General features: G+C 31.9%; 23 protein-coding genes and 1 other RNA gene. 16 read left to right on the top strand and 8 right to left on the bottom strand.

The window, feature by feature from the left end:
• Positions 1 to 15 precede the first annotated feature (15 nt).
• From GKZ86_RS16705 to GKZ86_RS16675, 7 genes are all read left to right on the top strand, one after another.
• The gene (locus GKZ86_RS16705; protein ID WP_154784211.1) at positions 16 to 981 is read left to right on the top strand and encodes an MlaD family protein; all 966 of its coding nucleotides are present in this window, start codon (positions 16 to 18) and stop codon (positions 979 to 981) included.
• A gap of 5 nt (positions 982 to 986) precedes the next feature.
• Positions 987 to 2,324, top strand: a complete 1,338-nt coding sequence (locus GKZ86_RS16700; protein WP_154784210.1) for a (Fe-S)-binding protein — start codon at positions 987 to 989, stop codon at positions 2,322 to 2,324.
• Between the two features lie 120 nt (positions 2,325 to 2,444).
• Positions 2,445 to 3,236, top strand: a complete 792-nt coding sequence (locus GKZ86_RS16695; RefSeq protein ID WP_154784209.1) for a (Fe-S)-binding protein — start codon at positions 2,445 to 2,447, stop codon at positions 3,234 to 3,236.
• A gap of 85 nt (positions 3,237 to 3,321) precedes the next feature.
• A complete protein-coding gene (locus tag GKZ86_RS16690; RefSeq protein WP_133508092.1) occupies positions 3,322 to 3,804 on the top strand; it encodes an ABC transporter ATPase in 483 nt (160 codons plus the stop codon).
• A 125-nt stretch (positions 3,805 to 3,929) separates the two neighbouring features.
• The gene (locus GKZ86_RS25260; protein ID WP_194632565.1) at positions 3,930 to 5,393 is read left to right on the top strand and encodes a two-component regulator propeller domain-containing protein; all 1,464 of its coding nucleotides are present in this window, start codon (positions 3,930 to 3,932) and stop codon (positions 5,391 to 5,393) included.
• 431 nt (positions 5,394 to 5,824) lie between these two features.
• A complete protein-coding gene (gene bshA / locus GKZ86_RS16680; protein ID WP_154784208.1) occupies positions 5,825 to 6,970 on the top strand; it encodes an N-acetyl-alpha-D-glucosaminyl L-malate synthase BshA in 1,146 nt (381 codons plus the stop codon).
• Between the two features lie 16 nt (positions 6,971 to 6,986).
• Positions 6,987 to 7,409 carry a protease complex subunit PrcB family protein gene (locus GKZ86_RS16675; protein WP_154784207.1) on the top strand — a complete coding sequence of 141 codons (423 nt, stop codon included), beginning with the start codon at positions 6,987 to 6,989 and terminating at the stop codon, positions 7,407 to 7,409.
• 151 nt (positions 7,410 to 7,560) lie between these two features.
• Here GKZ86_RS16675 and GKZ86_RS16670 read toward each other — a convergent pair whose 3' ends face one another.
• Both GKZ86_RS16670 and GKZ86_RS16665 read right to left on the bottom strand, forming a co-directional pair.
• Entirely contained in the window at positions 7,561 to 8,061 is a 501-nt protein-coding gene (locus GKZ86_RS16670) for a hypothetical protein (RefSeq protein ID WP_154784206.1), read from the bottom strand.
• Between the two features lie 159 nt (positions 8,062 to 8,220).
• A complete protein-coding gene (locus GKZ86_RS16665) occupies positions 8,221 to 9,045 on the bottom strand; it encodes a UDP-2,3-diacylglucosamine diphosphatase (RefSeq protein ID WP_154784205.1) in 825 nt (274 codons plus the stop codon).
• Positions 9,046 to 9,232: 187 nt separating this feature from the next.
• Between GKZ86_RS16665 and aroC the strand changes: the two genes are divergently transcribed.
• The gene (gene aroC, locus GKZ86_RS16660) at positions 9,233 to 10,291 is read left to right on the top strand and encodes a chorismate synthase (RefSeq protein WP_154784204.1); all 1,059 of its coding nucleotides are present in this window, start codon (positions 9,233 to 9,235) and stop codon (positions 10,289 to 10,291) included.
• A 53-nt stretch (positions 10,292 to 10,344) separates the two neighbouring features.
• Positions 10,345 to 11,631 (top strand): dicarboxylate/amino acid:cation symporter, encoded by a 1,287-nt coding sequence (locus GKZ86_RS16655; protein ID WP_154784203.1) that lies wholly within the window; start codon positions 10,345 to 10,347, stop codon positions 11,629 to 11,631.
• Positions 11,632 to 11,753: 122 nt separating this feature from the next.
• Here GKZ86_RS16655 and GKZ86_RS25575 read toward each other — a convergent pair whose 3' ends face one another.
• Entirely contained in the window at positions 11,754 to 11,879 is a 126-nt protein-coding gene (locus tag GKZ86_RS25575) for a hypothetical protein (protein WP_255460115.1), read from the bottom strand.
• 373 nt (positions 11,880 to 12,252) lie between these two features.
• On the opposite strand from GKZ86_RS25575, the gene GKZ86_RS16650 reads away from it, so the two are divergent.
• Complete coding sequence (locus GKZ86_RS16650) at positions 12,253 to 14,439, top strand: response regulator (protein WP_154784202.1); 2,187 nt, start codon at positions 12,253 to 12,255, stop codon at positions 14,437 to 14,439.
• Here the strand turns inward: GKZ86_RS16650 and GKZ86_RS16645 are convergent.
• Positions 14,436 to 15,686, bottom strand: coding sequence for a DEAD/DEAH box helicase (locus GKZ86_RS16645; protein WP_154784201.1), 1,251 nt, complete (start codon positions 15,684 to 15,686; stop codon positions 14,436 to 14,438). The genes GKZ86_RS16650 and GKZ86_RS16645 overlap by 4 nt on opposite strands.
• Before the next feature lie 134 nt (positions 15,687 to 15,820).
• On the bottom strand, positions 15,821 to 16,858 hold the full coding sequence (locus tag GKZ86_RS16640; protein ID WP_154784200.1) for a formimidoylglutamase: 1,038 nt from the start codon (positions 16,856 to 16,858) through the stop codon (positions 15,821 to 15,823).
• A gap of 97 nt (positions 16,859 to 16,955) precedes the next feature.
• On the opposite strand from GKZ86_RS16640, the gene GKZ86_RS16635 reads away from it, so the two are divergent.
• Complete coding sequence (locus GKZ86_RS16635) at positions 16,956 to 17,834, top strand: hypothetical protein (protein ID WP_154784199.1); 879 nt, start codon at positions 16,956 to 16,958, stop codon at positions 17,832 to 17,834.
• A gap of 55 nt (positions 17,835 to 17,889) precedes the next feature.
• Here GKZ86_RS16635 and hutI read toward each other — a convergent pair whose 3' ends face one another.
• Together hutI and GKZ86_RS16625 are read right to left on the bottom strand one after the other, a co-directional pair.
• On the bottom strand, positions 17,890 to 19,128 hold the full coding sequence (hutI, locus tag GKZ86_RS16630; RefSeq protein ID WP_154784198.1) for an imidazolonepropionase: 1,239 nt from the start codon (positions 19,126 to 19,128) through the stop codon (positions 17,890 to 17,892).
• Positions 19,129 to 19,224: 96 nt separating this feature from the next.
• The gene (locus tag GKZ86_RS16625; RefSeq protein ID WP_154784197.1) at positions 19,225 to 20,274 is read right to left on the bottom strand and encodes a glutaminyl-peptide cyclotransferase; all 1,050 of its coding nucleotides are present in this window, start codon (positions 20,272 to 20,274) and stop codon (positions 19,225 to 19,227) included.
• A gap of 88 nt (positions 20,275 to 20,362) precedes the next feature.
• Here GKZ86_RS16625 and ffs point away from each other — a divergent pair.
• From ffs to GKZ86_RS16610, 3 genes are all read left to right on the top strand, one after another.
• Positions 20,363 to 20,460, top strand: an RNA gene (gene ffs / locus GKZ86_RS16620) — signal recognition particle sRNA small type.
• Between the two features lie 186 nt (positions 20,461 to 20,646).
• A complete protein-coding gene (locus GKZ86_RS16615; protein ID WP_154784196.1) occupies positions 20,647 to 21,450 on the top strand; it encodes an SDR family oxidoreductase in 804 nt (267 codons plus the stop codon).
• Positions 21,451 to 21,452: 2 nt separating this feature from the next.
• Positions 21,453 to 21,653 (top strand): hypothetical protein, encoded by a 201-nt coding sequence (locus GKZ86_RS16610; protein ID WP_154784195.1) that lies wholly within the window; start codon positions 21,453 to 21,455, stop codon positions 21,651 to 21,653.
• Between the two features lie 92 nt (positions 21,654 to 21,745).
• On the opposite strand, the gene GKZ86_RS16605 is transcribed toward GKZ86_RS16610, so the two are convergent.
• Positions 21,746 to 22,252, bottom strand: a complete 507-nt coding sequence (locus GKZ86_RS16605; RefSeq protein ID WP_317173631.1) for a GAF domain-containing protein — start codon at positions 22,250 to 22,252, stop codon at positions 21,746 to 21,748.
• 197 nt (positions 22,253 to 22,449) lie between these two features.
• On the opposite strand from GKZ86_RS16605, the gene fsa reads away from it, so the two are divergent.
• Both fsa and GKZ86_RS16595 read left to right on the top strand, forming a co-directional pair.
• Entirely contained in the window at positions 22,450 to 23,106 is a 657-nt protein-coding gene (gene fsa, locus GKZ86_RS16600) for a fructose-6-phosphate aldolase (protein WP_154784194.1), read from the top strand.
• Positions 23,107 to 23,194: 88 nt separating this feature from the next.
• The gene (locus tag GKZ86_RS16595) at positions 23,195 to 23,689 is read left to right on the top strand and encodes a hypothetical protein (RefSeq protein ID WP_154784193.1); all 495 of its coding nucleotides are present in this window, start codon (positions 23,195 to 23,197) and stop codon (positions 23,687 to 23,689) included.
• Positions 23,690 to 23,747 lie beyond the last annotated feature (58 nt).

Raw genomic sequence — 23,747 nt, 5'->3', positions numbered from 1 at the left:
GAAACACTTAGAATTTTGAAACTAACAAGAGAAATCAAAACGGCTATATTAGTCATCGCGTCAATTTTATTATTTATTTGGGGATATAGTTTTCTAAAAGGCAGAGACCTTTTTACAAATTACCAGACATTATATGTTGAATATGATAATGTGGAAGATTTGCCACAATCAGCGCCAGTAACTTTAAACGGACTTGCGATTGGTAAAGTGACTAAAATCACGATCAATGAAAATACAGGAAGATTATTAGTAGAACTACAACTAAAAACCGATTTTCCAATTTCTAAAACCAGTGAAGCATATTTATATTCACCAAGTTTAATTGGTGGAAAACAAATTAAAATTGTTCCTAACCTTAAGGATAAAGAGCCAGTTGTAGACGGTCAAGCGCTACAAGGGAATATTGAATTAGGTTTAACAGAATCCTTAGGAGGTAAAATCGAGCCAATTCAGCAAAAATTAGATTTAATGCTTGCTAATATTAATACTCTTGTAACAGGATTAAACAATGTTCTGGACAGAAAAGGACAAGAAGATATCAAGAAGTCATTGGCAGAATTAAGTCAGACTATGGAGCAATTTCATAGAGCATCTGGAACTCTGAATTCTATTTTAGATACAAATAAAGGTCAGATAAATGGAGTAGTGACTAATTTTAATAAAATGTCAAATAACTTCAATAAAATATCTGATTCTTTAAACAAAGCTGATTTAGGTAAAACAGTTAGAAACCTGAACCAGACATTAGCAAAAGTAGACGGTATAATGAGTAATTTAAACTCAGGAAAAGGAACTGCTGGTAAATTATTAAATGATGACGCCTTGTATAATAACTTAGCTAAAACTTCAAAAGAATTAGAATTGTTATTACAAGATGTACGTTTATACCCAACACGTTATGTAAATGTTTCTCTTTTTGGAAAGAAAAACAAACCTTATGTAGCACCAACAGAAAACGCAAATACAACTACTAAAAAATAATTAGAATGAGTTATTTAGATAATATTTTATTCGCTATACTTCTAATAGTAGGTTTCGGTTTTTTTGCAACGAGCGTAAAAAAGATCATCCGAAACATCAATTTAGGAGTAGATGTAAACCGAAAAGATAATTCTAAAGCACGTTGGAAAAACATGGCATTGATTGCTCTTGGGCAATCAAAAATGGTGAGACGCCCTGTAGCCGGAATACTTCATATTTTTGTATACGTAGGTTTTATAATTATTAATATCGAGTTACTCGAAATTATTATTGACGGATTATTTGGAACGCATAGAATTTTTGCTCCTTATTTAGGTGTAGTTTATGACGTTTTGATTGCTTCGTTTGAAATATTGGCAATACTTGTCATTTTTGCAGTTACCGTTTTCTGGATTAGAAGAAACGTTATCAAATTGAAACGTTTTATAAATCCGGATTTAAATGGTTTTCCTAAAAGTGATGCGAATTACATCTTGTACTTCGAAACAGTTTTGATGCTTTTGTTTTTGTTAATGGATGCTTCTGACTTCCATTTGCAAAATGTTCCGGGAGGATTTTCTCATTTTCACAGAGCCGGAAGTTTTCCAATAAGTCAGTTTATTGCGCCAATCTTCAACGGAATGTCAAATGAATTAGTTTCGTTATTATTCGAAGTTTTTTGGTGGTTACATATTGTGGGTATTTTAGTTTTTATGAACTATTTGTACTTCTCAAAACACTTGCATATTCTTTTAGCTTTCCCGAATACTTATTTTGCAAACCTAAAACCGGAAGGTCAGTTTGATAATCTGGAATCGGTTACAAAAGAAGTTAAATTAATGATGGATCCAAATGCAGATCCGTTTGCTGCTGCACCAGTTGATGAAAATGCTGCTCCAAGTAAATTTGGCGCAAGTGATGTTCAGGATTTAAACTGGGTTCAGTTGTTAAACGCTTATACTTGTACCGAATGTGGTCGTTGTACATCATCATGTCCGGCAAATCAAACCGGTAAAAAATTGTCTCCACGTAAAATTATGATGGATACGAGAGATCGTTTACAAGAAGTAGGAAAAAATATTGATGCCAATAAAGGTGTTTTTGTTCCGGATAATAAAACTTTATTAAACGATTATATTACACCAGAAGAATTGTGGGCTTGTACCTCATGTAATGCTTGTGTAGAAGAATGTCCGGTAAATATCAGTCCATTGTCTATTATTATGGATATGCGCCGTTATTTAGTTATGGAACAAAGTGCTGCTCCAATGTCATTGAACGCGATGATGACTAATATTGAAAATAATGGAGCACCTTGGCAATACAGCCAACAGGACAGACTGAATTGGAAAAACGAGAATTAAAATGGTTTAAGGGGTTATTAACCGTTTAAGCGATAATAAAATATTAAGGTTTTTAGTAAGGTTATGTCAGAGAGAGCGATTAACCAAATAAACGATTAACCGATTTAACAAAATAAGAAGATGTCAGAAAGTTTAGTAGTACCAACAATGGCAGAAATGCTGGCCGAAGGAAAACAACCAGAAGTTTTGTTTTGGGTAGGTTGCGCAGGAAGTTTTGATGATAGAGCAAAGAAAATTACAAAAGCATTTGTACGTATTTTAAATCGTACAGATGTTTCTTTCGCAGTACTTGGTACTGAAGAAAGTTGTACCGGAGATCCGGCAAAAAGAGCTGGAAATGAATTTTTGTTTCAAATGCAGGCCATGATGAATATCGAGGTTTTGAATGCTTATGAAGCAAAAAAAATAGTCACTGCTTGTCCGCATTGTTTTAATACTTTAAAAAATGAATATCCTGAATTAGGAGGTCAATATGATGTAATTCATCATACTGAATTTTTAAAATCATTAATGGATGACGGAAGATTAACAGTAGAAGGTGGTCAGTTTAAAGGTAAAAAAATTACTTTTCACGATCCTTGTTATTTAGGAAGAGCAAATAAAGTTTATGAAGCACCAAGAGATTTAATTGAAAGACTTGATGTTGAATTAGTCGAAATGAAGCGCTCAAAAGCAAACGGTTTATGTTGCGGAGCAGGTGGAGCACAAATGTTTAAAGATGCAGAACCAGGAAACAAGGAAGTAAACGTATTGCGTACAGAAGATGCTTTAGAAGTACAACCGGATATTATTGCAGCGGGTTGTCCGTTTTGTAATACGATGTTAACGGATGGTATTAAAAACAAAGAAAAAGAAGGGCAAGTTAAAGTAATGGATATTGCTGAGTTAATTGCTAATGCGCAAGATCTTTGATCTGAGGTGCAAAGGAACAAAGCAACAAAGGTTCAAAGGTTTTGATTGAAACCTGAAACCTGAAACAAAATAAACAAAAATTAAAATGTATATACCTTTTGAAGATTTACCTGGTGAATCCAGAATCTGGATTTATCAATCAAACAGAAAATTTTCTGAGGAAGAATTTTCTGAAATAGAAACTGACCTGAAAGCTTTTGTAGAAGAATGGGCAGCGCATGGAACAAGTTTAGAAGCTTCGTACCAACTAAAATACAACCGATTCATTATTTTGGCTGTAAATCAGGATGTACAAGCTGCTACAGGATGTTCTATTGATAGTTCGGTAGAATTTATTCAAAGTTTAGAGAAAAAATACAACGTTGATTTGTTAGATAAAATGAACGTAACTTTTAAACTTGGTGAACATATCGCACACAAACCATTAATTGATTTCAAGAAAATGGTGAAAGATAAATCGGTTTCTGAAAACACAATTGTTTTTAATAACCTTGTAAACAATATCGAAGAATACAACGAATCTTGGGAAGTTCCTGCAGCCGATAGCTGGCATAGCAGATTTTTCTAAGAAGAATTTAAAAAATATTAATCAAGGCATGAAATAATCATTTTGTGCCTTTTTTTGTGAATTTCAATAAACTAGATTGTTTGGTTTTTGAAAAAAAAACATAAGCTTCTCAATATAAAATATAAATGAAAATAAAATTTTTAACCTTATTTATAATTTGTTTTTTCTTCAAGCTAAGCGCTCAGAACATTTTCCCTGTTAAATTAGAAAATTGTAAAACAGATAGATTTTGTCTCGATTGCGGAGATATAAAAGCGGCTTATAACGAAGAGAAATTCAGCAAATTAGAATCACGTTTGAATGAATCTTTGAATTTGAATAAAATTAGCGGAGCTGTTAAATTTCAAGTTCTAGTTGATTCTAAAGGCAATGGGTGTGTCTTAAGTCATAATGATACTTCGAATAGTTTTATTACGTCGAAAATTGTAAAAGAATTAAATGATTTTGATGATTGGATTCCTGCAATTTCAAATGATAAAAAAGAAGAGAAGGTTTCGATTACTTTAGTTTTTGTTATTAAAGATGGAAAAATAACTGGCAGAATTGAAAGAGTTGATCTCAAATCTTTTAAAAAATCATTCGACGCTCCTCAAAAACCGGAAATTTATAATACGAGTTATGTTTATAAAAACGATAATCTTAAAAATTATAATATTAAATTTTGGAATAAATCAAATTCTAATTTATCTACGGGATCAAGTGATCATTTAGCTATTAATAAAAATGACAATGTATGGTATGAAGTTAACGAGGAACTTTTTTTTTATGATGGAGTTAAATTTAAAAACTCAGAACAAGATATAATTCCTGTTGGTAAGTATTTTGCTTATTTTGATATGGCAGTTGATAACGAAAATACCTATTGGGTTTCAACAACTAAAGGAATATTAAGTTTTAAAGATGGTAAATGGAAATATCATTTACCTGCTGAAATTGGAATTGATGGATGTTATCATATTATCAATAATCCAAAATCGGGAGAAGTATTCTTTTGTGCGGATGAAGGTTTAATGATTTTAAAAGATGGAAATTGGAAGATTCTCAATCAAAAAAATCTGCCTGAACTTCCTGTGAATGAAGTTTATTATGCTAAAAAAGATTCTAAGAATAGATTATGGATTGGAACTTTTAAAGGAAGTTTACTGATCGATGAAAATGGTAAGGTTACAGAGTTTGAGAAAACGAAATCTATATTAAAAGGAAGATGCATTACAAGTATGACCGAAGATGCTAAAGGCAATTTATATTTTGGACTTTATAAAAATGATAAAGGAACAGAAATGAATTCAGATGAAGGAATTGGGGTTTTGTCTATTAATGGAGTATGGACAAAATATACTACCGAAAATTCGGGTATTCCGGCTAATCATACAAGTAATATGTTGTATGATAATAAGGAGAATATATTATGGATTACTAGTTCAAGTTGTGGTTTGATTAGGTTTGATCCAATTAATAATGTTTGGGAAAACTACAATAACTCAAATTCTAATATTCCAACTTCTTATATTGAGGATATTGATCAGGATTCAAAAGGGAATATCTTTCTTGCAACAAGATATGGAATGGTGAAAATTGAAAAAAAGTAATCCTTTACAGATGTCTGAATATCTTTGTCAAAGTTTAAAACTTTGACAAAGATCGAATTACGTCAAAACCTGTCGGGTTAAAAAAAGTTCTTATAAAAACAAAAACCTCTAATCTAGCCCCGATGGGAGCGATATCCTTTTATGGCTCCCGAAGCTTCGGGATGGCCATAAAAGATATAGCGGACAGCGGGACAAGTGGTTCTTCTGAAAATTATTACTTCTGCTCCTGATAAAAATCATCAATTATAAGTTATGAATTAGGAGTAGTAATTGCTTTAACTCGATTAATATTACAGATATAATCAGATTTTAAAACTCTTAAGATCTAACATTCTAATAATCTGACAAATCTAAGATTCACAAAAATCTAACAATTGAAATACTTAATTAAACGTGAATTTTGAGTACTTTCGTAGTATTAAATTTAATACATGAAAATAGCAATAGTTTGTTATCCGACTTTTGGTGGTAGTGGGGTAGTAGCCACAGAGCTAGGTCTTGAATTAGCCAGACGCGGACACGAAATCCATTTTATTACTTATAGTCAGCCGGTTAGGTTGGCACTTTTAAATCCTAATGTTCATTATCACGAAGTAAACGTTCCTGAATATCCTCTTTTTCATTATCAGCCGTATGAGTTGGCTTTGTCAAGCAAATTGGTCGATATGGTAAAATTATATAAGATTGAAGTTTTACACGTACATTATGCTATTCCACACGCTTATGCGGGTTATATGGCGAAGCAAATGTTGAAGAATGAAGGAATTAATCTTCCGATGATTACGACGCTTCACGGAACTGATATTACTCTGGTAGGAAATCATCCGTTCTATAAACCTGCGGTGACTTTTAGTATCAATAAATCTGATTATGTAACATCTGTTTCGCAGAGTTTGAAAGATGATACTTTGAAATTATTCAAAATCAAGAATAAAATTAAAGTGATTCCGAATTTTATCGAATTGGATAAAGTAAAGAAAGATCCGATGCAGCCTTGCCATCGTTATGTTATGGCAAAGGAAAATGAGCGCATTATTACCCATATCAGTAACTTTAGAAAGGTAAAACGCATTCCGGATATTATTAAAATTTTCTATAATATCCAGAAAGTAATGCCAGCTAAACTGATGATGGTTGGTGATGGCCCTGAAAAAGAAAAAGCAGAGATTTTATGCCAGGAATTAGGAATTCATGACAAGGTAATTTTCTTTGGAAACAGTAATGAAATTGATAAAATTTTACTTTTAACAGATTTGTTTTTACTTCCTTCAGAAACAGAAAGTTTTGGTTTGGCCGCTTTAGAAGCAATGGCTTGCGGAGTTCCTGTAATTTCAAGTAATTCTGGTGGTTTACCGGAAGTTAATTTTGATGGTTATTCAGGATATTTGAGTAATGTTGGGAATGTGGAAGAAATGGCAGCAAATGCAATAAAAATTCTGGAAAATGATGATGTTTTAAATCAGTTTAAAGCAAACGCATTAGAAGTTGCGAAGAAATTTGACATTTTAAACATATTACCTAAATATGAAGCTTTGTATCAGAGAGCGATAGATGATTATAAATATGAGAAACATTAATTTTAAATAAACGCAGATGAAAAAAGTAATTTCGGTATTAATAATTTTTGTTCTGGTTTCTTGTGGAGCGAAAAAAACATCAGACCCAAAAGCATTGTATGAAATTCTAACAGAGCAGTCTGACGGTGGCGGAAATATTAAATTTTTTGAGATTTTGACAGAACCTAATGAAATCAAAATGCTTGAAACAGATCCGCTTTTGGCAGACAAAATGAAGCAGGCTGATATAAGCAATTCGAATTATGTTATCCTGAATATGGGAGAAAAAAACACTGGCGGATATTCTATTGGTGTTGAAAAAGTAGAAGAAACGGATAAAAATATCATTATTACGGTAAAAGAAAATAGCCCTGCAAAAGATGCAATGGTAATGCAGGTAATCACTTATCCTTATACGGTTGTAAAAGTACATTCGAAAAAAGAAATTATTATCAAGTAAAGAGTGTTAGGATTAAATGTCAGGCTGAGCGAAGTCGAAGCTTTACGTTTAGTTTAGTGCTTCGACTTCGCTCAGCCTGACATAAAGAATAAAAAAAACCTGTCGTTATAGCGACAGGTTTCTTTTTTTTACAATTTTTTTTACTTGATATTTAGAATTTGAATTTTACTCCCAAACCTACGTCAAATCCAAAGTTGTCATCGTTATAATATCCTGAACCAATTTCTGGTCTTGCATCTAATGATAATAGAATTGGCACATTATCAAAACCATATTCGATACCAATATCACCGGCTGCAAAAACATAAACACCATTATGGTCATAATTGTTGTTGTTATTGTAATAATGATTATCATCCCACGCAGCTAAACCAGCACCTACACCAGCGTACCAGTTAAGCCCTCCATCAATGTTCCAAACCCATTGATAAAGTCCAACTGCTTTAATAGCATCGACATCATTACTGTTTCTCCATCCTAAATCGAATTCAAGTCTGTTATTTTTTGATAAACCTCTTTGGTACGAAACTTCACCTCCAAATCCGTTGTTATCTCCTAATCTTAATCCTAATGCATTTTTTGCAATTTCTTGTGATTGAGCCGTAAACGCTAAACCAATTAGCATAAGCGCAGATAAAATAATCTTTTTCATAAACATGGTATTAATTTTTTTCAAACTTACAATTACTGTAAAAGTGAAAACGTATAAAATTATTTTAAATTGTTATATAATTCACATTTAAAACCATTCTACAGCGTGTTTAAAAATAGATTTGACTATAAAACACGCATATTTAATACTTTATGAAATTTACTTTTGTTTGATTATTGAAGTGATTAAATGATTAGTGAGGATATCTTCCATTTCAAAAAGATTCTCTTCATCAGTAAAGTTTGTTTGAGAATAGGAGAACAATTTCCAACGTTTTTTATGGTATTCTAAAGCCGTTAAATTTTCAATCCAGTCTCCAGAGTTTAGATATAAAGTAGATCCGTATTTGTTTTCTTTAGTGATAATTTTGGGCTCATGAATATGTCCGCAAATTACATAATCGTAATTTTTTTCTATTGCCAAGTCTGTAGCAGTAGTTTCAAAATCTGAGATAAATTTGACTGCTTTTTTTACGCTCGCTTTTATTTTTTTAGAGAAAGAGTAAGGTTCTCTGCCAAGTTTAGATAAAATCCAATTAATAAAACGGTTCATAAGAATTAGATAATCATATCCTAAACCGCCCAATTTTGCAATCCATTTTGAATGTTGTACAGAAGCATCAAAAACGTCTCCGTGAAAAATCCAGGCTTTTTTACCGTCTAATTCTAAAAGTAATTTATCGACCAAAGCAAAATTCCCCATATTCATATCGCTGAATTTTCTCAGGATTTCGTCATGATTTCCGGTAATATAATAGACTTTTGTTCCCTTAGAAGCCATTCCGATAATTTTTTGAATAACTCTTAAGTGCGCTTTTGGAAAGTATGATTTTCTAAATTGCCAGGCATCAATAATATCACCATTTAAGACTAATGTTTTTGGTTTTATACTTGATAGATAATTGTTTAGCTCTTTAGCGTGGCTGCCGTAAGTACCTAAATGGACATCTGAAATAATGACCAATTCGACGTTTCTTTTTTTCAATTTTTCTTATTTTGAAGTTTAACAAATAAAAGAAATTTGGCTTGGTTTTATTTTATCAAAAGGTTACCAATTCGATTGCAATTTTAATAAATTATGATTTTAAACAGTTGAATGTTTGCTTAATAATACCAATTTTAAATTTTTTAATTTAATTCATAAAACTTACATTTGCTCAAAACAAATTATAATGGCAGGAAATAGCTACGGCACACTATATAAAGTTACTACATTTGGAGAATCGCATGGAGAAGCTTTAGGCGGAATCATAGACGGTTGTCCATCAGGAATTCAACTTGATTTAGACGCAATTGAATTTGAAATGTCAAGGAGAAAACCAGGACAATCAGCAATTGTAACCCAACGTAAAGAACCAGATGCAGTTCAGTTTTTATCAGGAATATTTGAAGGAAAAACCACAGGAACTCCAATAGGTTTTATTATTCCGAATACCAATCAAAAATCAGATGATTATTCTCATATAAAAGACAATTACAGACCAAGCCACGCTGATTATGTGTACGATCAAAAATATGGTTTTCGTGATTATCGCGGAGGCGGAAGAAGTTCTGCACGTGAAACAGCAAGCAGAGTAGTTGCCGGTGCAATTGCAAAGCAAATGTTGCCAGAAATTAAAATTAACGCATACGTTTCATCTGTTGGTCCAATACATTTAGATACACCATATCAGGATTTGGATTTTTCTAAAATAGAAAGTAATCCTGTTCGTTGCCCTGATGAAAAATCAGCAGCAATTATGGAAGAATATATTCGTGACATCCGCAAACAGGGAGATACTGTTGGTGGAGTTGTTTCATGTGTTATTCAAAATGTTCCGGTTGGTTTAGGAGAACCTGTATTTGATAAATTACATGCTGAATTAGGAAAAGCAATGCTTTCTATTAACGCTGTAAAAGGGTTTGAATACGGTAGCGGTTTTTCAGGATCTGAAATGAAAGGAAGCGAACACAACGATTTATACAATCCTGACGGAACTACAAAAACAAATCTTTCAGGTGGAATTCAGGGTGGAATCAGCAACGGAATGGATATCTATTTCAGAGTAGCTTTTAAACCTGTTGCAACCATTATGCAAACTCAGGATTCATTGGATAATAAAGGAAATATTACACCAATGACTGGAAAAGGACGCCATGACCCATGTGTAGTACCTCGCGCAGTGCCAATTGTAGAAGCAATGGCCGCGATTGTTTTGGCAGATTTTTACTTAATCAACAAAACATATTAATAAAAGTTAAGACAGTGAGGGTCTTAATATTTTAATCTAAAACAAATAAATTAATGCAAGAAGTTACAGAAACCAAAAAAAAATCATTTCTTTCAGGATTAACAGGGCAAATTATAATTGCAATGGTGCTTGGAGCAGTTCTGGGAATTATTATTCATAATTCAATTTCACAGGAAGCCGCAGTATCATTTAGTAATAAAATAAAAATGCTTGCGACTATTTTTATTCGATTAGTGCAAATGATTATTGCTCCTCTTGTTTTTACCACTTTAGTAGTAGGAATTGCAAAATTAGGAGATATAAAAACAGTTGGAAGAATTGGAGGAAAAGCACTTGGATGGTTTTTTACTGCTTCTTTTATATCCTTATTAATAGGGATGTTTTATGTAAATATCTTAGAGCCGGGAGTAGGTTTGAAATTAGAGCATGTTGATATGAACACGGCTTCTGAGGTTACGGCTAAAACTAAAATATTATCTGTTGAGAATTTTGTTGAGCATATTGTTCCTAAAAGTATTTTTGAAGCAATGGCAACCAATGAAATTTTACAGATTGTAATATTTTCTATCTTTTTTGGATTAGCAGCAGCTTCATTAGGAAGTACGGTAAAACCGGTTATAAATGCGTTTGATAAAGCTTCGCATATTATTCTGAAAATGGTAAATTACGTAATGAACTTTGCTCCAATTGGAGTTTTTGGGGCGATTGCAGGAGTATTTGCGATAAGAGATGCAGAAGAATTAATAATTACCTATTTTAAATTTTTCGGATCATTTTTAGTCGGAATCAGTACTTTATGGGTTGTTTTGATTGCAGTAGGTTATATTTTCTTAAAAGGAAGAATGACCGAATTATTGAAACGTATTATTGGGCCATTAGCTATTGCTTTCGGGACAACAAGCAGTGAAGCAGTTTTTCCTAAACTAACAGAAGAATTAGAAGATTTTGGTGTTAAAGACAAAATTGTAGCCTTTATGCTGCCGCTTGGGTATTCGTTTAACCTTGACGGAAGTATGATGTATATGACTTTTGCCAGTATCTTTATCGCTCAGTTTTACGGCGTGCATTTAGATTTGGGAACACAAATGGCAATGCTTTTGGTTTTAATGTTAACCAGTAAAGGTATTGCGGGTGTACCAAGAGCAAGTCTGGTTATCGTTGCAGCTACTTGCGGTATGTTTAAAATTCCAATCGAAGGAATTGCATTGATTTTACCAATTGATCATTTTTGCGATATGTTTAGAAGCGCAACCAATGTATTAGGAAACGCTTTGGCAACTTCTGTAGTTGGACAGTGGGAAAATGATAAAGAAGCATCAGATATTGTTGCTGAAAAATAATATTTAAAGAAAAAAACTTTATAAAAAAAGCCGTAATGATATTCATTACGGCTTTTTAGTTATGTATTGTTCAGGTTTTTTTAGAGTTTAAATTGAACTTAAAAACAACCTTATAAATTAAACTATGCAACTTTTCCTTTTCTGTCATCTTCTGGAGGTGGAGCATTTGTATCACCACCACTAATAGTTTTTTGCTGTGCCTTAGTCAATTTTTCTGCTTCTTCAAATTTTAAAAAGTTTTCTAACATGGTTTTTGGTTTTTTAATGCTCCAATCTTTTAAAAACACTTGGGGCTTGTGTCTCTTTAATTTTGTTAAAGTTAAATTTTATTTTCTTTCATTTTCATGAAATTTTAATTATTTTGTTAAAAAAGTGTTTGTATCTTACAAATATGTTGTTTTTTGAAAATGTTTAAAGTTTACCTTTGCTTGTTTTTTTGAAATTAGAAGTGAGTGCACTGTAGAGGTTATTATCTTAAAATTAGTTCAGAATTTCTTGTAGAACAGACAGTTGTTTAAAATTAAAAATGATTAAAATATAGATTATTCAATGCTTACATTATACTCTTGCATATTGTTTTGTATTATAAAGATGTATATTTGAATAAACATACTCCAAATTATGCCCTGTAATAGATTTTGTTTTTTAATTTTTATTTTTCTAAATATATTTTGTCCTGAGCTGACAGCCCAGACCAATAATGTAACAGTTGTAAAAATTGAAGCCTTAACCAAACAAGCCTGTGATTATTTAGATGAAACTAATTACGAAAAATCCTTAGAGAAATCCGGAATTGCCCTTCAATATGCATTTGATATAAAAAATGACACCTTGATTTCCCGAAACTACAATATAATCGGGATCAACTTTCATGATTTAGGCGAAATTGATAAGGCCGTTTTTTTTTACAGGAAAGCATTATTCTACGCAGAACGATCGAATGTTGTTAGTTTAAGAATGATGATAACAAGTAATTTAGGCAACTTATATTTTTTTGAAAAAAAAATGTACAGTAAAGGAATTGCTTATTATAAAGAATCCTTAAAATTTGGCAAACAGGAAAAATACCTCAAAGAAGTTGCCATAACAAACCTGAATATAGTTTGGTCGTATTTTAAGATTGGAAACTATAGTGAAGGATTGCCTTATCTGGAATATATCAATAAACATCAAAATGATTTAAAAGGAAAATCAAATGATATTGCTTTGAATTTTTTAAACGGAATGTATTGGTCCAGTAAAAATGAAAATGGTAAGGCAAATGAATATTTTCTAAAAGCGGTTTCTTATGACGAGTCAAAAGATGAAAAACCGGATTTGTCTTATGCACATTTAGAATATTCAAAATTCCTGACAAAAATTGGAGATCATAAAGAAGCCTACATTCATCTCGAAGCTTATAATAAAATAACAGAACAAATCTACAATGACGAAAAGCTTAAAAAAGCAAGTAATGCTGGTTTTAATCTTGAATTAGATGAATACAAAAGGCAAATTGAAAAAATTGAAAACGAAAAAATTTCTCAATACCAAAGTTTAAAAAAATCCAGGATTATTGTTATTCTCTTTATCATAATTTCCTTTATTCTGCTTTTGTTAATTATTACTTTGATAAAGAATATCAGATTTAAGAAAAAACTCAATTTAGAGCTTCTACAAGCGAAAGAAATCGCAGAGGAAGCCTCATTATTAAAAACTCAGTTTATCTCGACTATAAGCCACGAATTGCGTACGCCTTTGTACGGCGTTGTAGGTATAACTAACATGCTACTGGAAGAACACAAAGAATTATCAAATAGCCAACATTTGAGTTCCTTAAAGTTTTCTGCCAGATATTTATTGTCTTTGGTAAACGATATTTTACAAATCAATAAAATAGAAGAAAATAAAGTCGTCCTTGAAAATTTAACATTCAATATTTCTGATGAAATTTCAATGATAAAAAATTCACTTTCCTTTTTATCACAAAAGAACAATAATGTAATCACCATTTTTATCGATCCGAATATTCCCGAATATTTAATTGGAGATAAACTAAGACTCGCTCAGATTCTTATGAATTTAGTTAGTAATGCGTTGAAATTTACCAAAAATGGTCAAGTCGAAATTATTGTGAATCTTGATAATATTAAAGGGAAATTTCATTACTTAGAATTTCAGGTAAAAGATAATGGTGTTGGAATTGCAACTGTTGACCAAAGTAAAATTTTTGAAAAATTTGTTCAGGTCGGACGAAAAGATGAAGATTATCAGGGTACAGGATTAGGTTTAAGTATTGTAAAAAGATTATTAGGACTGTTTGGAACAAATATACTTTTGCAAAGTAATATTGGCGAAGGAACATGTTTTTCATTTACCATTCCTTTTGAATGTGATCTGGCAAAAACAAAAATAATTATTGATGAAATTCAGGTTGATCTGACTTCTACTGAAGTATATAAAATTTTAATTGTAGAAGATAATGTCATTAATCAATTAGTTACCAGAAAAATAATCGAAAAAAACAACTATATCTGTAAAGTGGTCGATGATGGTTTTGGAGCGATACAAATACTCGAGAAAGAAGATTTTGACCTTATTTTAATGGATATTAATATGCCTTTAATGAATGGATTTGAAACGACGAAAAGAATCCGTCAATTGGGTATAAAAACGCCTATTGTGGCTTTAACTGCTTTTGATAAAGATGAAATTACAGATGAAGCCATTTCATCAGGAATGAATGATATTATTATAAAACCTTTCGAGCCTGTAAAATTATTTAAGATTATAAATTACTTAATATACGAAACAAAAAACGTTGGTTAATACCAACGTTTTTTATTTTGCTTAGAAGCATTTGATTTTCTCGATTTATGAGCGCCACCGCTTCGGTTAGAATTTTTTGGTTTTTCTGCCGTTGCTTCCGGACTGCCCGCATGCCATTGATACGGATGATCTGTAATTGTTTTTACATCAACCTTTATCAATTTCTGAATATCTTTCCAATACGGATGTTCGTCTTTACTACAAAATGAAATTGCAATTCCGCCATTTCCTGCACGACCCGTTCTACCAATTCGGTGAACATAAGTTTCAGGAATATTTGGTAAATCAAAATTAATAACAAAAGGTAATTGATCAATATCAATTCCTCTTGCAGCAATATCTGTTGCTACAAGAACACCAACTTCTTTATTTTTAAAAGCATCTAAAACGCGTTGTCTTGCGTTTTGAGATTTATCTCCGTGAATAGCTTCTGCAGGAATATCTTTTTTGCGTAACGCTTTAACAACATTATCAGCTCCGTGTTTAGTTCTTGAAAAAACCAAAACATTTGATAAATCTTCGTTTTTTATCAAGTGATAAAGCAAGTTTCTTTTTTCTGTTTTCTCTACAAAATATACACGTTGCTCAACATTTTCAGCAGTTGATGAAACCGGAGAAACTTCTACTTTTTCAGGATCCTGCAAAAACATTTCAGCCAATTCACGAATTGCAATTGGCATTGTTGCTGAGAATAATAAAGTCTGACGGTTTTTAGGCGTTAATTTTACGATCTTTTTTACATCGTTAATAAAACCCATATCCAACATCTGATCTGCTTCATCCAGAACCAAAGTATGTAAATGATCCAGATCAAGAAAACCTTGTTTTTGCAAATCAAGTAATCTTCCCGGAGTCGCTACCAAAATATCAACACCTTTTTTTAAGGTATCAACTTGCGGGTTTTGAGAAACTCCACCAAAAATAGTCAATTGTGTTAAATTGGTATATTTAGCATAAGTATCAAAACTTTGTCCAATCTGAACCGCTAATTCACGTGTTGGGGTAACGATAAGGGCACGAATTTGTTTGGCTTTTTTAGATGAACCTACAATTCTGTGTAATTGATGTATAATTGGAATGGCAAATGCTGCCGTTTTTCCTGTTCCTGTTTGTGCGCAACCAATAAGGTCTCTTCCGGCCAAAACGATCGGAATAGATTTTTCCTGAATAGGTGTAGGGTTTAGGTAGCCTTCTTCAAATACGGCTTTTTGTATACTTTTTGAAAGTGATAAATCTTCGAATAACATATCTTATGTATTAAGAAATTTAGTTTTAAGCACTAAAATTCTGTGCAAAGATAGGTTTATTCAGCCAATCGTTTATTTTAATCGGGTTTTATTTGGTAAATGATATGTTATTAGGGAGTTACGATTTAAGCAAATTATATTTTTTCATTGTTTGCCTTGATGAAATCCGTTATTAAATAGCCAATTAATTTTCCAATTAAATGATTGTTTGGCGATTGGTCTAAATCTGGCGCGCCTTCGCAAATATGCAAATAAGCGGCATTTCTATGTTCACCAAAAAAGGATACAAACTGGCGCAATTGCTCAATCGAAAATCCGCTGATGGTCATGGCGCTACTCGCGATGTTAGGAATAGCATCCAGATCGATTTCAATACCAAAAGAATCCGTTTTTATAAATTCTAAAGCCAAAGCCATTTCATTATCAAAATCTTTTTCTTTACGAATATTGACACTATCATAAGTATTAAAGCGAACGCGATCTTCTAATTTTTTAATAATATCCAGTACGCTTTTTGAAGTATAATTTTCATGTAACCCAAAAATGAAATATTTTTTAAGGAAACCTTCTTCATAAGCATAAGAAAATCCGTTTCCGCTATGACGGCCTTCAAGAATCCTAAAATCAGAATGCGCATCAAAATTAATGGCATTTACCGGTTTTCCTTTGGCTAAAGCCGAACCTTTAATATTTCCATAAGCATTATTATGGCCTCCGCCGATAATAATTGGCGTTTTTCCGGCTTTGATAATAGTAAAAATAATATGAGAAACTTCCTTGTCAATTTTTTCAACCAACTGACTTAGTTTAGATCGGTCATCAATGTCGTTAAAATCAAGATTTTCTACGTCTCGCATTTCTTCAGAAACATTAATATGTCCTAAAACAATAATCTGGCTTCCTTTAGAAAAACGATTATGCTGTATGTTGGCAATGCTTTTTATGGCACTTTCCCAAGCCGATGCTGTTCCGGGCCTGCCGTAATTAGCGCGCACGCCAATATCTTCCGGAATTCCCAGCAATACATACTTAGCTTCGCTCTCTTTCAAAAATTCGACTTTATCAACTCCCTTGGGAATAATAATCATTTTTTCGCCAAATTTTATTTCACCACTTCGATGATTTGTGACTTTTGCTAAATCATTTATAGTAAAAGGAATTAATTTCTCCATAAAAAAAAAATATTGTCCAAAAATAATATAATTACACTAAGTAACGTTATAACGATATATTAATTCTTAAATTTGTTTTTAAAGAAAATTATTAAATATGGAAAACCCAAAGAACAACAACTCAAGTCTAAAGGCGGTAATCGCAGTTTTAGCAGTCCTACTAATTGGTAGTTTAGTGTATATTTTTAAATTATCATCTGATACAGATGTAGTTAAAACCGAGCTGACTACGACTCTAACAGAAAAGGAATCTGTTATGAAAGATTTGCAAGAATTAAAAGCAACTTATGATGCTGCAATTGCAGAAAATACTTCAATGTCTGATGAATTAATTCAGGAGAGAGACAAAGTAGTAGCTTTGATGGATGATTTAAATAAATCTAAAGGAGATGTATCTAAATACAGAAATCAAGTGCAAGGAATGCAAGCTAAAATGAAAACTCTAGTTGCTGAAAACGATGAATTGAAAAAACAAAATGGTGTTTTAACAGTTCAGAGAGATAGTACTATTGTGGTTTTAGGAGAATCTAAAAAATTCAACGAAGTATTAGTTGGTCAAAATGAAGAGTTAGCTAAAACTGTTGAAAAAGGTTCTAAATTATCAGTTTTAAATACAAAAACTGCTGCTTACAAATTGAAAAGCTCAGGAAAACAAGTTGAAACTGATAAAGCAAGCCGTGCAGACATATTGAAAATTAGCTTTACAATTGCTGAAAATTCAATTGCTAAATCTGGTGATAAAACGTATTACGTACAAGTTATCGATGCTAAAAATAATGTTTTAGGAGACAAAAAAACAGAGAATTTTGGTGAAAACGCTTTAACTTACAGCTTCAAAACAACTGTTCAGTATGAAAACAAAACAGTAAATGTTTCTGAAGATTTACCAGGTAAAGATTTCGTAAAAGGAACTTACTTCATTAATGTTTTTGACAATGATGAGTTAGTTTCTAAAACTAGTTTTTCTTTAAGATAATAAGAAGAGACATCAAAAATACCACAAAAAAAGAGGAGCTTAAAACTCCTCTTTTTTATGCTAAAATTTTACCTTCAACAAAAACACTTTCAATCAAATTACTTCCAAAAGCGTAAGGAATCTGATAATAAGATGAAATAGGTTTTGTCAGGATTAAATTTGCCTTTTTTCCTTTTGTAATACTTCCGTGGGTTTCTGAAATTCCCATCGCATAAGCGCCATTTATTGTTGCTGCATTAATAGCTTCTTCCGGCGTCATTTTCATTTTAATACAAGCCGTTGCAACAACAAAATTCATATTTCCGGATGGAGTAGAGCCAGGGTTAAAATCTGTTGCTAATGCCAGTGGCAAACCTGCTTTTATCATTTCTCGGGCCGGCGTATACGGAATACTTAAAAAATAAGAACAAGATGGTAAAGCTACAGGCATCGTTTCAGTATCTTTTAAAGCTTCAATATCTTCAGGGTTCATAATTTCAAGATGATCGACAGAAAGGGCTTTAAATTTGATTCCTGCCTGAATTCCTCCAATAGAATTAAATTGATTCACATGAATTTTTGGCTTTAACCCAAATTGAATTCCGGCTTCCATAATTTTTTCTGTTTCTTCCACAGAAAAATAACCGGTTTCGCAAAACACATCAATATAATCAGCCAGTTTATTTTGGGCAATTTCAGGAAGCATTTTCGTTATAATTTCTTCGATATAACCCGCTTTATTTTCTTTGTAATGTAAAGGAAAAGCATGAGCGCCCAAAAAAGTAGCTTTTATTGAAATTGGATAATTGTCTGCTAGTTTTTTAATAACACGAAGCATCTTTAATTCACCTTCAATTGTAAGTCCGTAACCTGATTTTATTTCTACAGCTCCGGTTCCTAAATGCATTACTTCTTCCAATCGAAGTTTCGATTGCTCGTAGATTTCTTCTTCGGAAGTTTCGTTGAGTTTTTTAGCCGAATTTAAAATTCCGCCACCACGATTAGCAATTTCCTCATACGAAAATCCGTTGATTCTGTCTACAAATTCCTGTTCGCGATTACCCGCATAAACAATATGTGTGTGACTGTCGCACCAGGAAGGTAAAACGATTCGATCAGTGGCATCAATAATTGTATCAGCGTTAATTTCAGGTAGATTTTCCATCGAACCAAAATCTGCAATTAAGTTGTTTTCAAGAATTAAAAAAGCATTTTTAATAGTAGGCAAAACAGCCATTTCAGCTCCTGAAACTTTAGCAATTGAAGTTTCACGAACCTGAAGCAGTTCTTTTATATTTTTAATTAAAGTAATCATTATGTAGATTTTATTATAAAACACAAATTTCACAAATTATCACTAATCAATTCGTGAAAATTTGTGAAATTCGTGTTTAAATTTACTCAGTATATCTTATTCTGAAACGGTTATTTCGAACATTTTTTCCCAATATTTACCCGTAACAAAAATAGTTTTGGTTTTTGGGTTGTAAGCAATTCCGTTTAAAACTTCAGCTTCAGGATGTTTTATAAATTTACGTAAACCAGACATGTTTAAAATTCCTTCTACAGCTCCAGAAGTTGGATTTATAACTGCAATAGCATCTTTTTGCCAAACATTCGCATAAATTTTCCCGTTAATGTATTCCAATTCATTAAGAACTTTAATTTTAGAAGTTCCGGAATAAACATTAATATAATCGATCAATTTTTGTGTGTCCGGTTCCATTTTCCAGATTTTTTCAGTTCCGTCAGAACGATAAATATATTTACCATCATTTGTCATTCCCCAACCTTCAATTTCCTTATCGTATTTAAACGTTTTTTCTAGTTTAAAAGTAGTGGCATCATAGATAAAACCTGTTTTTTCCTGCCATGACAATTGATATAATTTTCCGTTGATAAAAGTAATTCCTTCACCAAAATATTCTTTACCAAGGTCAACTTGTTTAATTACTTTTCCGGTTTTATAATCTACAGATCTAAAATAAGAATCTCCTTTTTGTCCTGTACTTTCGAATAAAACATCATCATGAAATTCTAAACCTTCTGTAAAAGCTTTTGTATCGTGCGGATATGTATTTACAATTTTGTAGCTCAATAATTTTGGCTCAACGTTCGAAACTAATTCAATTCTTTTAGTTGCGTCAGATGAATCACTTCCAAAATAAACAGTCGCTTTTAGATATTGATAGCCTAATTTTTGATCTTTCAATTCAAATTTAAATTTTTCAGCTCCTTTTTTGCTTCCCACTTTTTTATCGTTTACGAAGTAGGCAATACTATCAACTTCTTTCGAATTTGGGTTTAAAATACCAATAGAAACTGCTTCCTGAGACAAAAAATGTGCAGGAAAAGCCGAATCATCGATAGTAAACAAAGAATTTTCACCTTTTTTTGTACCCTTACATCCAATTAATGTGATTCCTAATAAAATGAAAGTTAGGAAGTTATATTTTTTCATAGTTAAAAATTTGAATAAGCCAATATACGACGATATTTTTATAGCAACAAAGCTCTTGCAAAAATATAAAAAGATTGTATATTTGCACCGGCAAGTCCTACACGACCAGCTCCTGCAGACTCCCCCAGGATGGGAACATAGCAAGGGTACGTGGTTGAGCGGTGCGATGTAGGTCGCTTGCCATTTTTTTTATTTTATATGTCCTGAAATGTTTCAGGATTTTTTTTTAGAATTAATTTAAAAGTAGTCTTCCTTCTGGAGGATTTTTTTATTTTTGGAACTTCGTAAAGTTAAAGGTTATTAATTAGAGGTTTAAAGTTTACCTCAATGAAGCAATCTCATAACTTATAACTCAAAACCCATAACTTCAAAATGAACAAAGTCGTTTTAATTACCGGAGGATCTTCAGGAATCGGAAAATCTATTGGAGAATTTTTGCATCAAAAAGGTTTCGTAGTGTACGGAACAAGCCGAAATCCTGAAAAAGTATTAAATTCTATTTTTCCACTTGTGGCTTTAGATGTTCGAAATGCTGAATCTATTCGATTGGCTGTGGCAAAAATTATTGAAACCTCAGGACGATTAGATGTTGTAATTAATAATGCCGGAGTTGGAATTACTGGACCTTTGGAGGAAATTCCTATGGAAGAAATTAAAAACAATTTTGAAACTAATTTTTTTGGACCAATTGAAGTTATGAAAGCAGTTTTGCCACAAATGCGTGAGCAAAAATTAGGCTTGATTATCAATATTACTTCGATTGCCGGTTATATGGGATTGCCTTACAGAAGTGTTTATTCTGCTTCAAAAGGAGCTTTAGAATTAATTACTGAAGCTTTAAGAATGGAAGTGAAATCATTTGGAATTGAAATTACAAATGTTGCTCCGGGCGATTTTGCTACTAATATTGCTGCAGGACGTTATCATGCACCGGTTCTTCAGGGATCTGCTTATGAAAAAGTTTATGGAGGTGTACTGTCAACAATGAATGAGCATGTTGATGCAGGCAGTAATCCAAACGAAATGGCTGAAGCGGTTTATAAAATTATGCAGCAAAAAAGTCCAAAAGTGCATTATAAAGTTGGCGTTTTTATGCAGAAATTTTCAATTGTTTTAAAACGCGCGCTTCCGGATAAGATGTATGAAAAAATGTTAATGAACCATTATAAATTATAGATATGCAGCAAATTATTGATTTATGGCCAACTATTTTTTGTGTTTTAATTTTAGTCGTTATTTGGTATGTTGTTCGAAAAATATTGAATTCAGTAAGCAATAAGATAAACAACGCTGAACTTTATAAAGAAGATATTTTGAATGTTCTTGAGGAAATTAGAAATGAATTGAAAGAATTGAACAGAAACAATTCAATTAAATAGTTTTTGCATAAAAATTGAGAGAGCAATTTTTGAAAATTTTCCTGTTGGAATAAATCAAATTTTCCTCCTTTATTTTTCAAAACAAAATATATTTATAGGTTTTTTTTTGGTTTTTTATTTTCGATTGTTTGTTCTACCAGATTTAAATGAAAAGAAATTAACTCCGAAAACAAATTAAACATTTCACGAACCTTGAATGTTTTTAAACTATTTGGTTTTGGATCTATAGCGCATAAAGTACCAAAAAAAGTTCCGTCCTGATGCATAATCGGTACAGAAATATAACTTTGAAATTGATATATTGCTGGCGTGTGATGATTTCTGAACTCATCATCTTCATTGACATTATCGATTATTACCGATCTTGAATTTTTGCGGATATCATCACAAATTGTTGTTTTTATCTGTAATTCATCTGTTGGTTTTAAACCAAATTCTACGTTATCCAAAACACTGCAAGTTATCCATCTGTCTTCAGTAACTCTTGCTACTGCAACAAAACCCATTCCGGTAGTTTGTGATATTACATCAAGTAATTTTGGAAGAATTGATATATTTTGAATATTGATTACGTCTTGTTGAAAATTTTGTTCTAACACTTTGGGGAAATTTTATTTTTTAAAAATACAATTTTTTTAATGAAAGCTTTAATGAATTTGGAATTGAAAGTTATAATTATTTTTCACATTTTAATTTTAAAAAAATTATAAGTTGTAATTTTGCACCAAAATTTAGGTGAACGACTGTTCTTCTCAGATTTTGTTTTTAAAATGAACACAATTAAATAGATATAAATATGAAATTTTTTATTGACACAGCTAATTTAGCTCAGATTAAAGAAGCACAGGCTTTAGGTGTTTTAGATGGTGTAACGACTAATCCGTCTTTGATGGCAAAAGAAGGTATTACCGGAAAAAACAATATCTTAAAGCATTATGTGGACATTTGCGACCTTGTTGAAGGTGATGTAAGTGCTGAAGTAAATGCGCTGGATTATGATGGGATGATCAAGGAAGGTGAGGAATTGGCTGAATTGCATGATCAAATCGTAGTAAAATTGCCAATGACAAAAGAAGGTGTTATGGCGGCAAAATATTTCTCTGATAAAGGAATTAAAACAAACGTTACACTTGTGTTTTCTGTAGGTCAGGCACTTTTGGCTGCAAAAGCAGGAGCTACTTATGTTTCTCCGTTTATTGGCCGTTTAGATGATGTTTCTACTGATGGTTTAAACTTAATTCAGGAAATTAGAGAAGTTTATGATAACTACGGTTACGAAACTCAAATTTTAGCAGCTTCAGTACGTCATACAATGCATATTGTAAACTGTGCTAAAATTGGTGCTGATGTTATGACAGGACCTCTTTCTGCAATTTACGGATTGTTGAAACACCCTTTAACTGATATCGGATTGGCTCAGTTTGTTGCTGATTTCGAAAAAGGAAATAAGTAAAATACTTAAACACAATATATTAAATCGCTATTTTCATCAGAAAATGGCGATTTTTTTTTACTTTTATAAGTCTCAAAAAGAACGACTTATGAAAAATATAATAGTAATACTGGTTTTTTTAATGGCTGGCTTAAATGCAAATGCTCAGGCCAAAGTTTTGAAAAGTGTTAATGAAACTGGTGATGTAGCCACTTTTGAGTTAGACTGTACCGTAAAATTTCAGACGCTGGCAAAAGGTTTACGCTATAACTTTACACGTCATGAATTTAAAGGTCCTGAAATGAGAAATTCCTACCGATTATTATTGGTTATGGATGGCTTTTATTCTAAAACATTAAATGAAAGCATGACGATTTCGGCAGTTTTAGATGATGGAACTGTTATCGAGGCAAAAAAAATTATAGAAGATGATGGTTATTTTGATGGTGCATGTACATTGAGAATAAAAAACCCGAAAGTACTTTTAGATGCCAATATTAATAAGATAATCGTGCATGCTGATAAAGATGTTGTTTATACAATATCTGCTCAAAATAAAGCTATTTTTAAGAAGAACATAAATGCAGTTTTGACTGCGAAGTAAAAATTAGGAAGCAATAAAAAATCCCAAATTTCAATCTGTAATTGAAACTTGGGATTTT

Source organism: Flavobacterium sp. LC2016-13 (assembly GCF_009707955.1).
GTDB lineage: Bacteria > Bacteroidota > Bacteroidia > Flavobacteriales > Flavobacteriaceae > Flavobacterium.
This window is presented reverse-complemented; position numbering and strand designations above follow the sequence as displayed.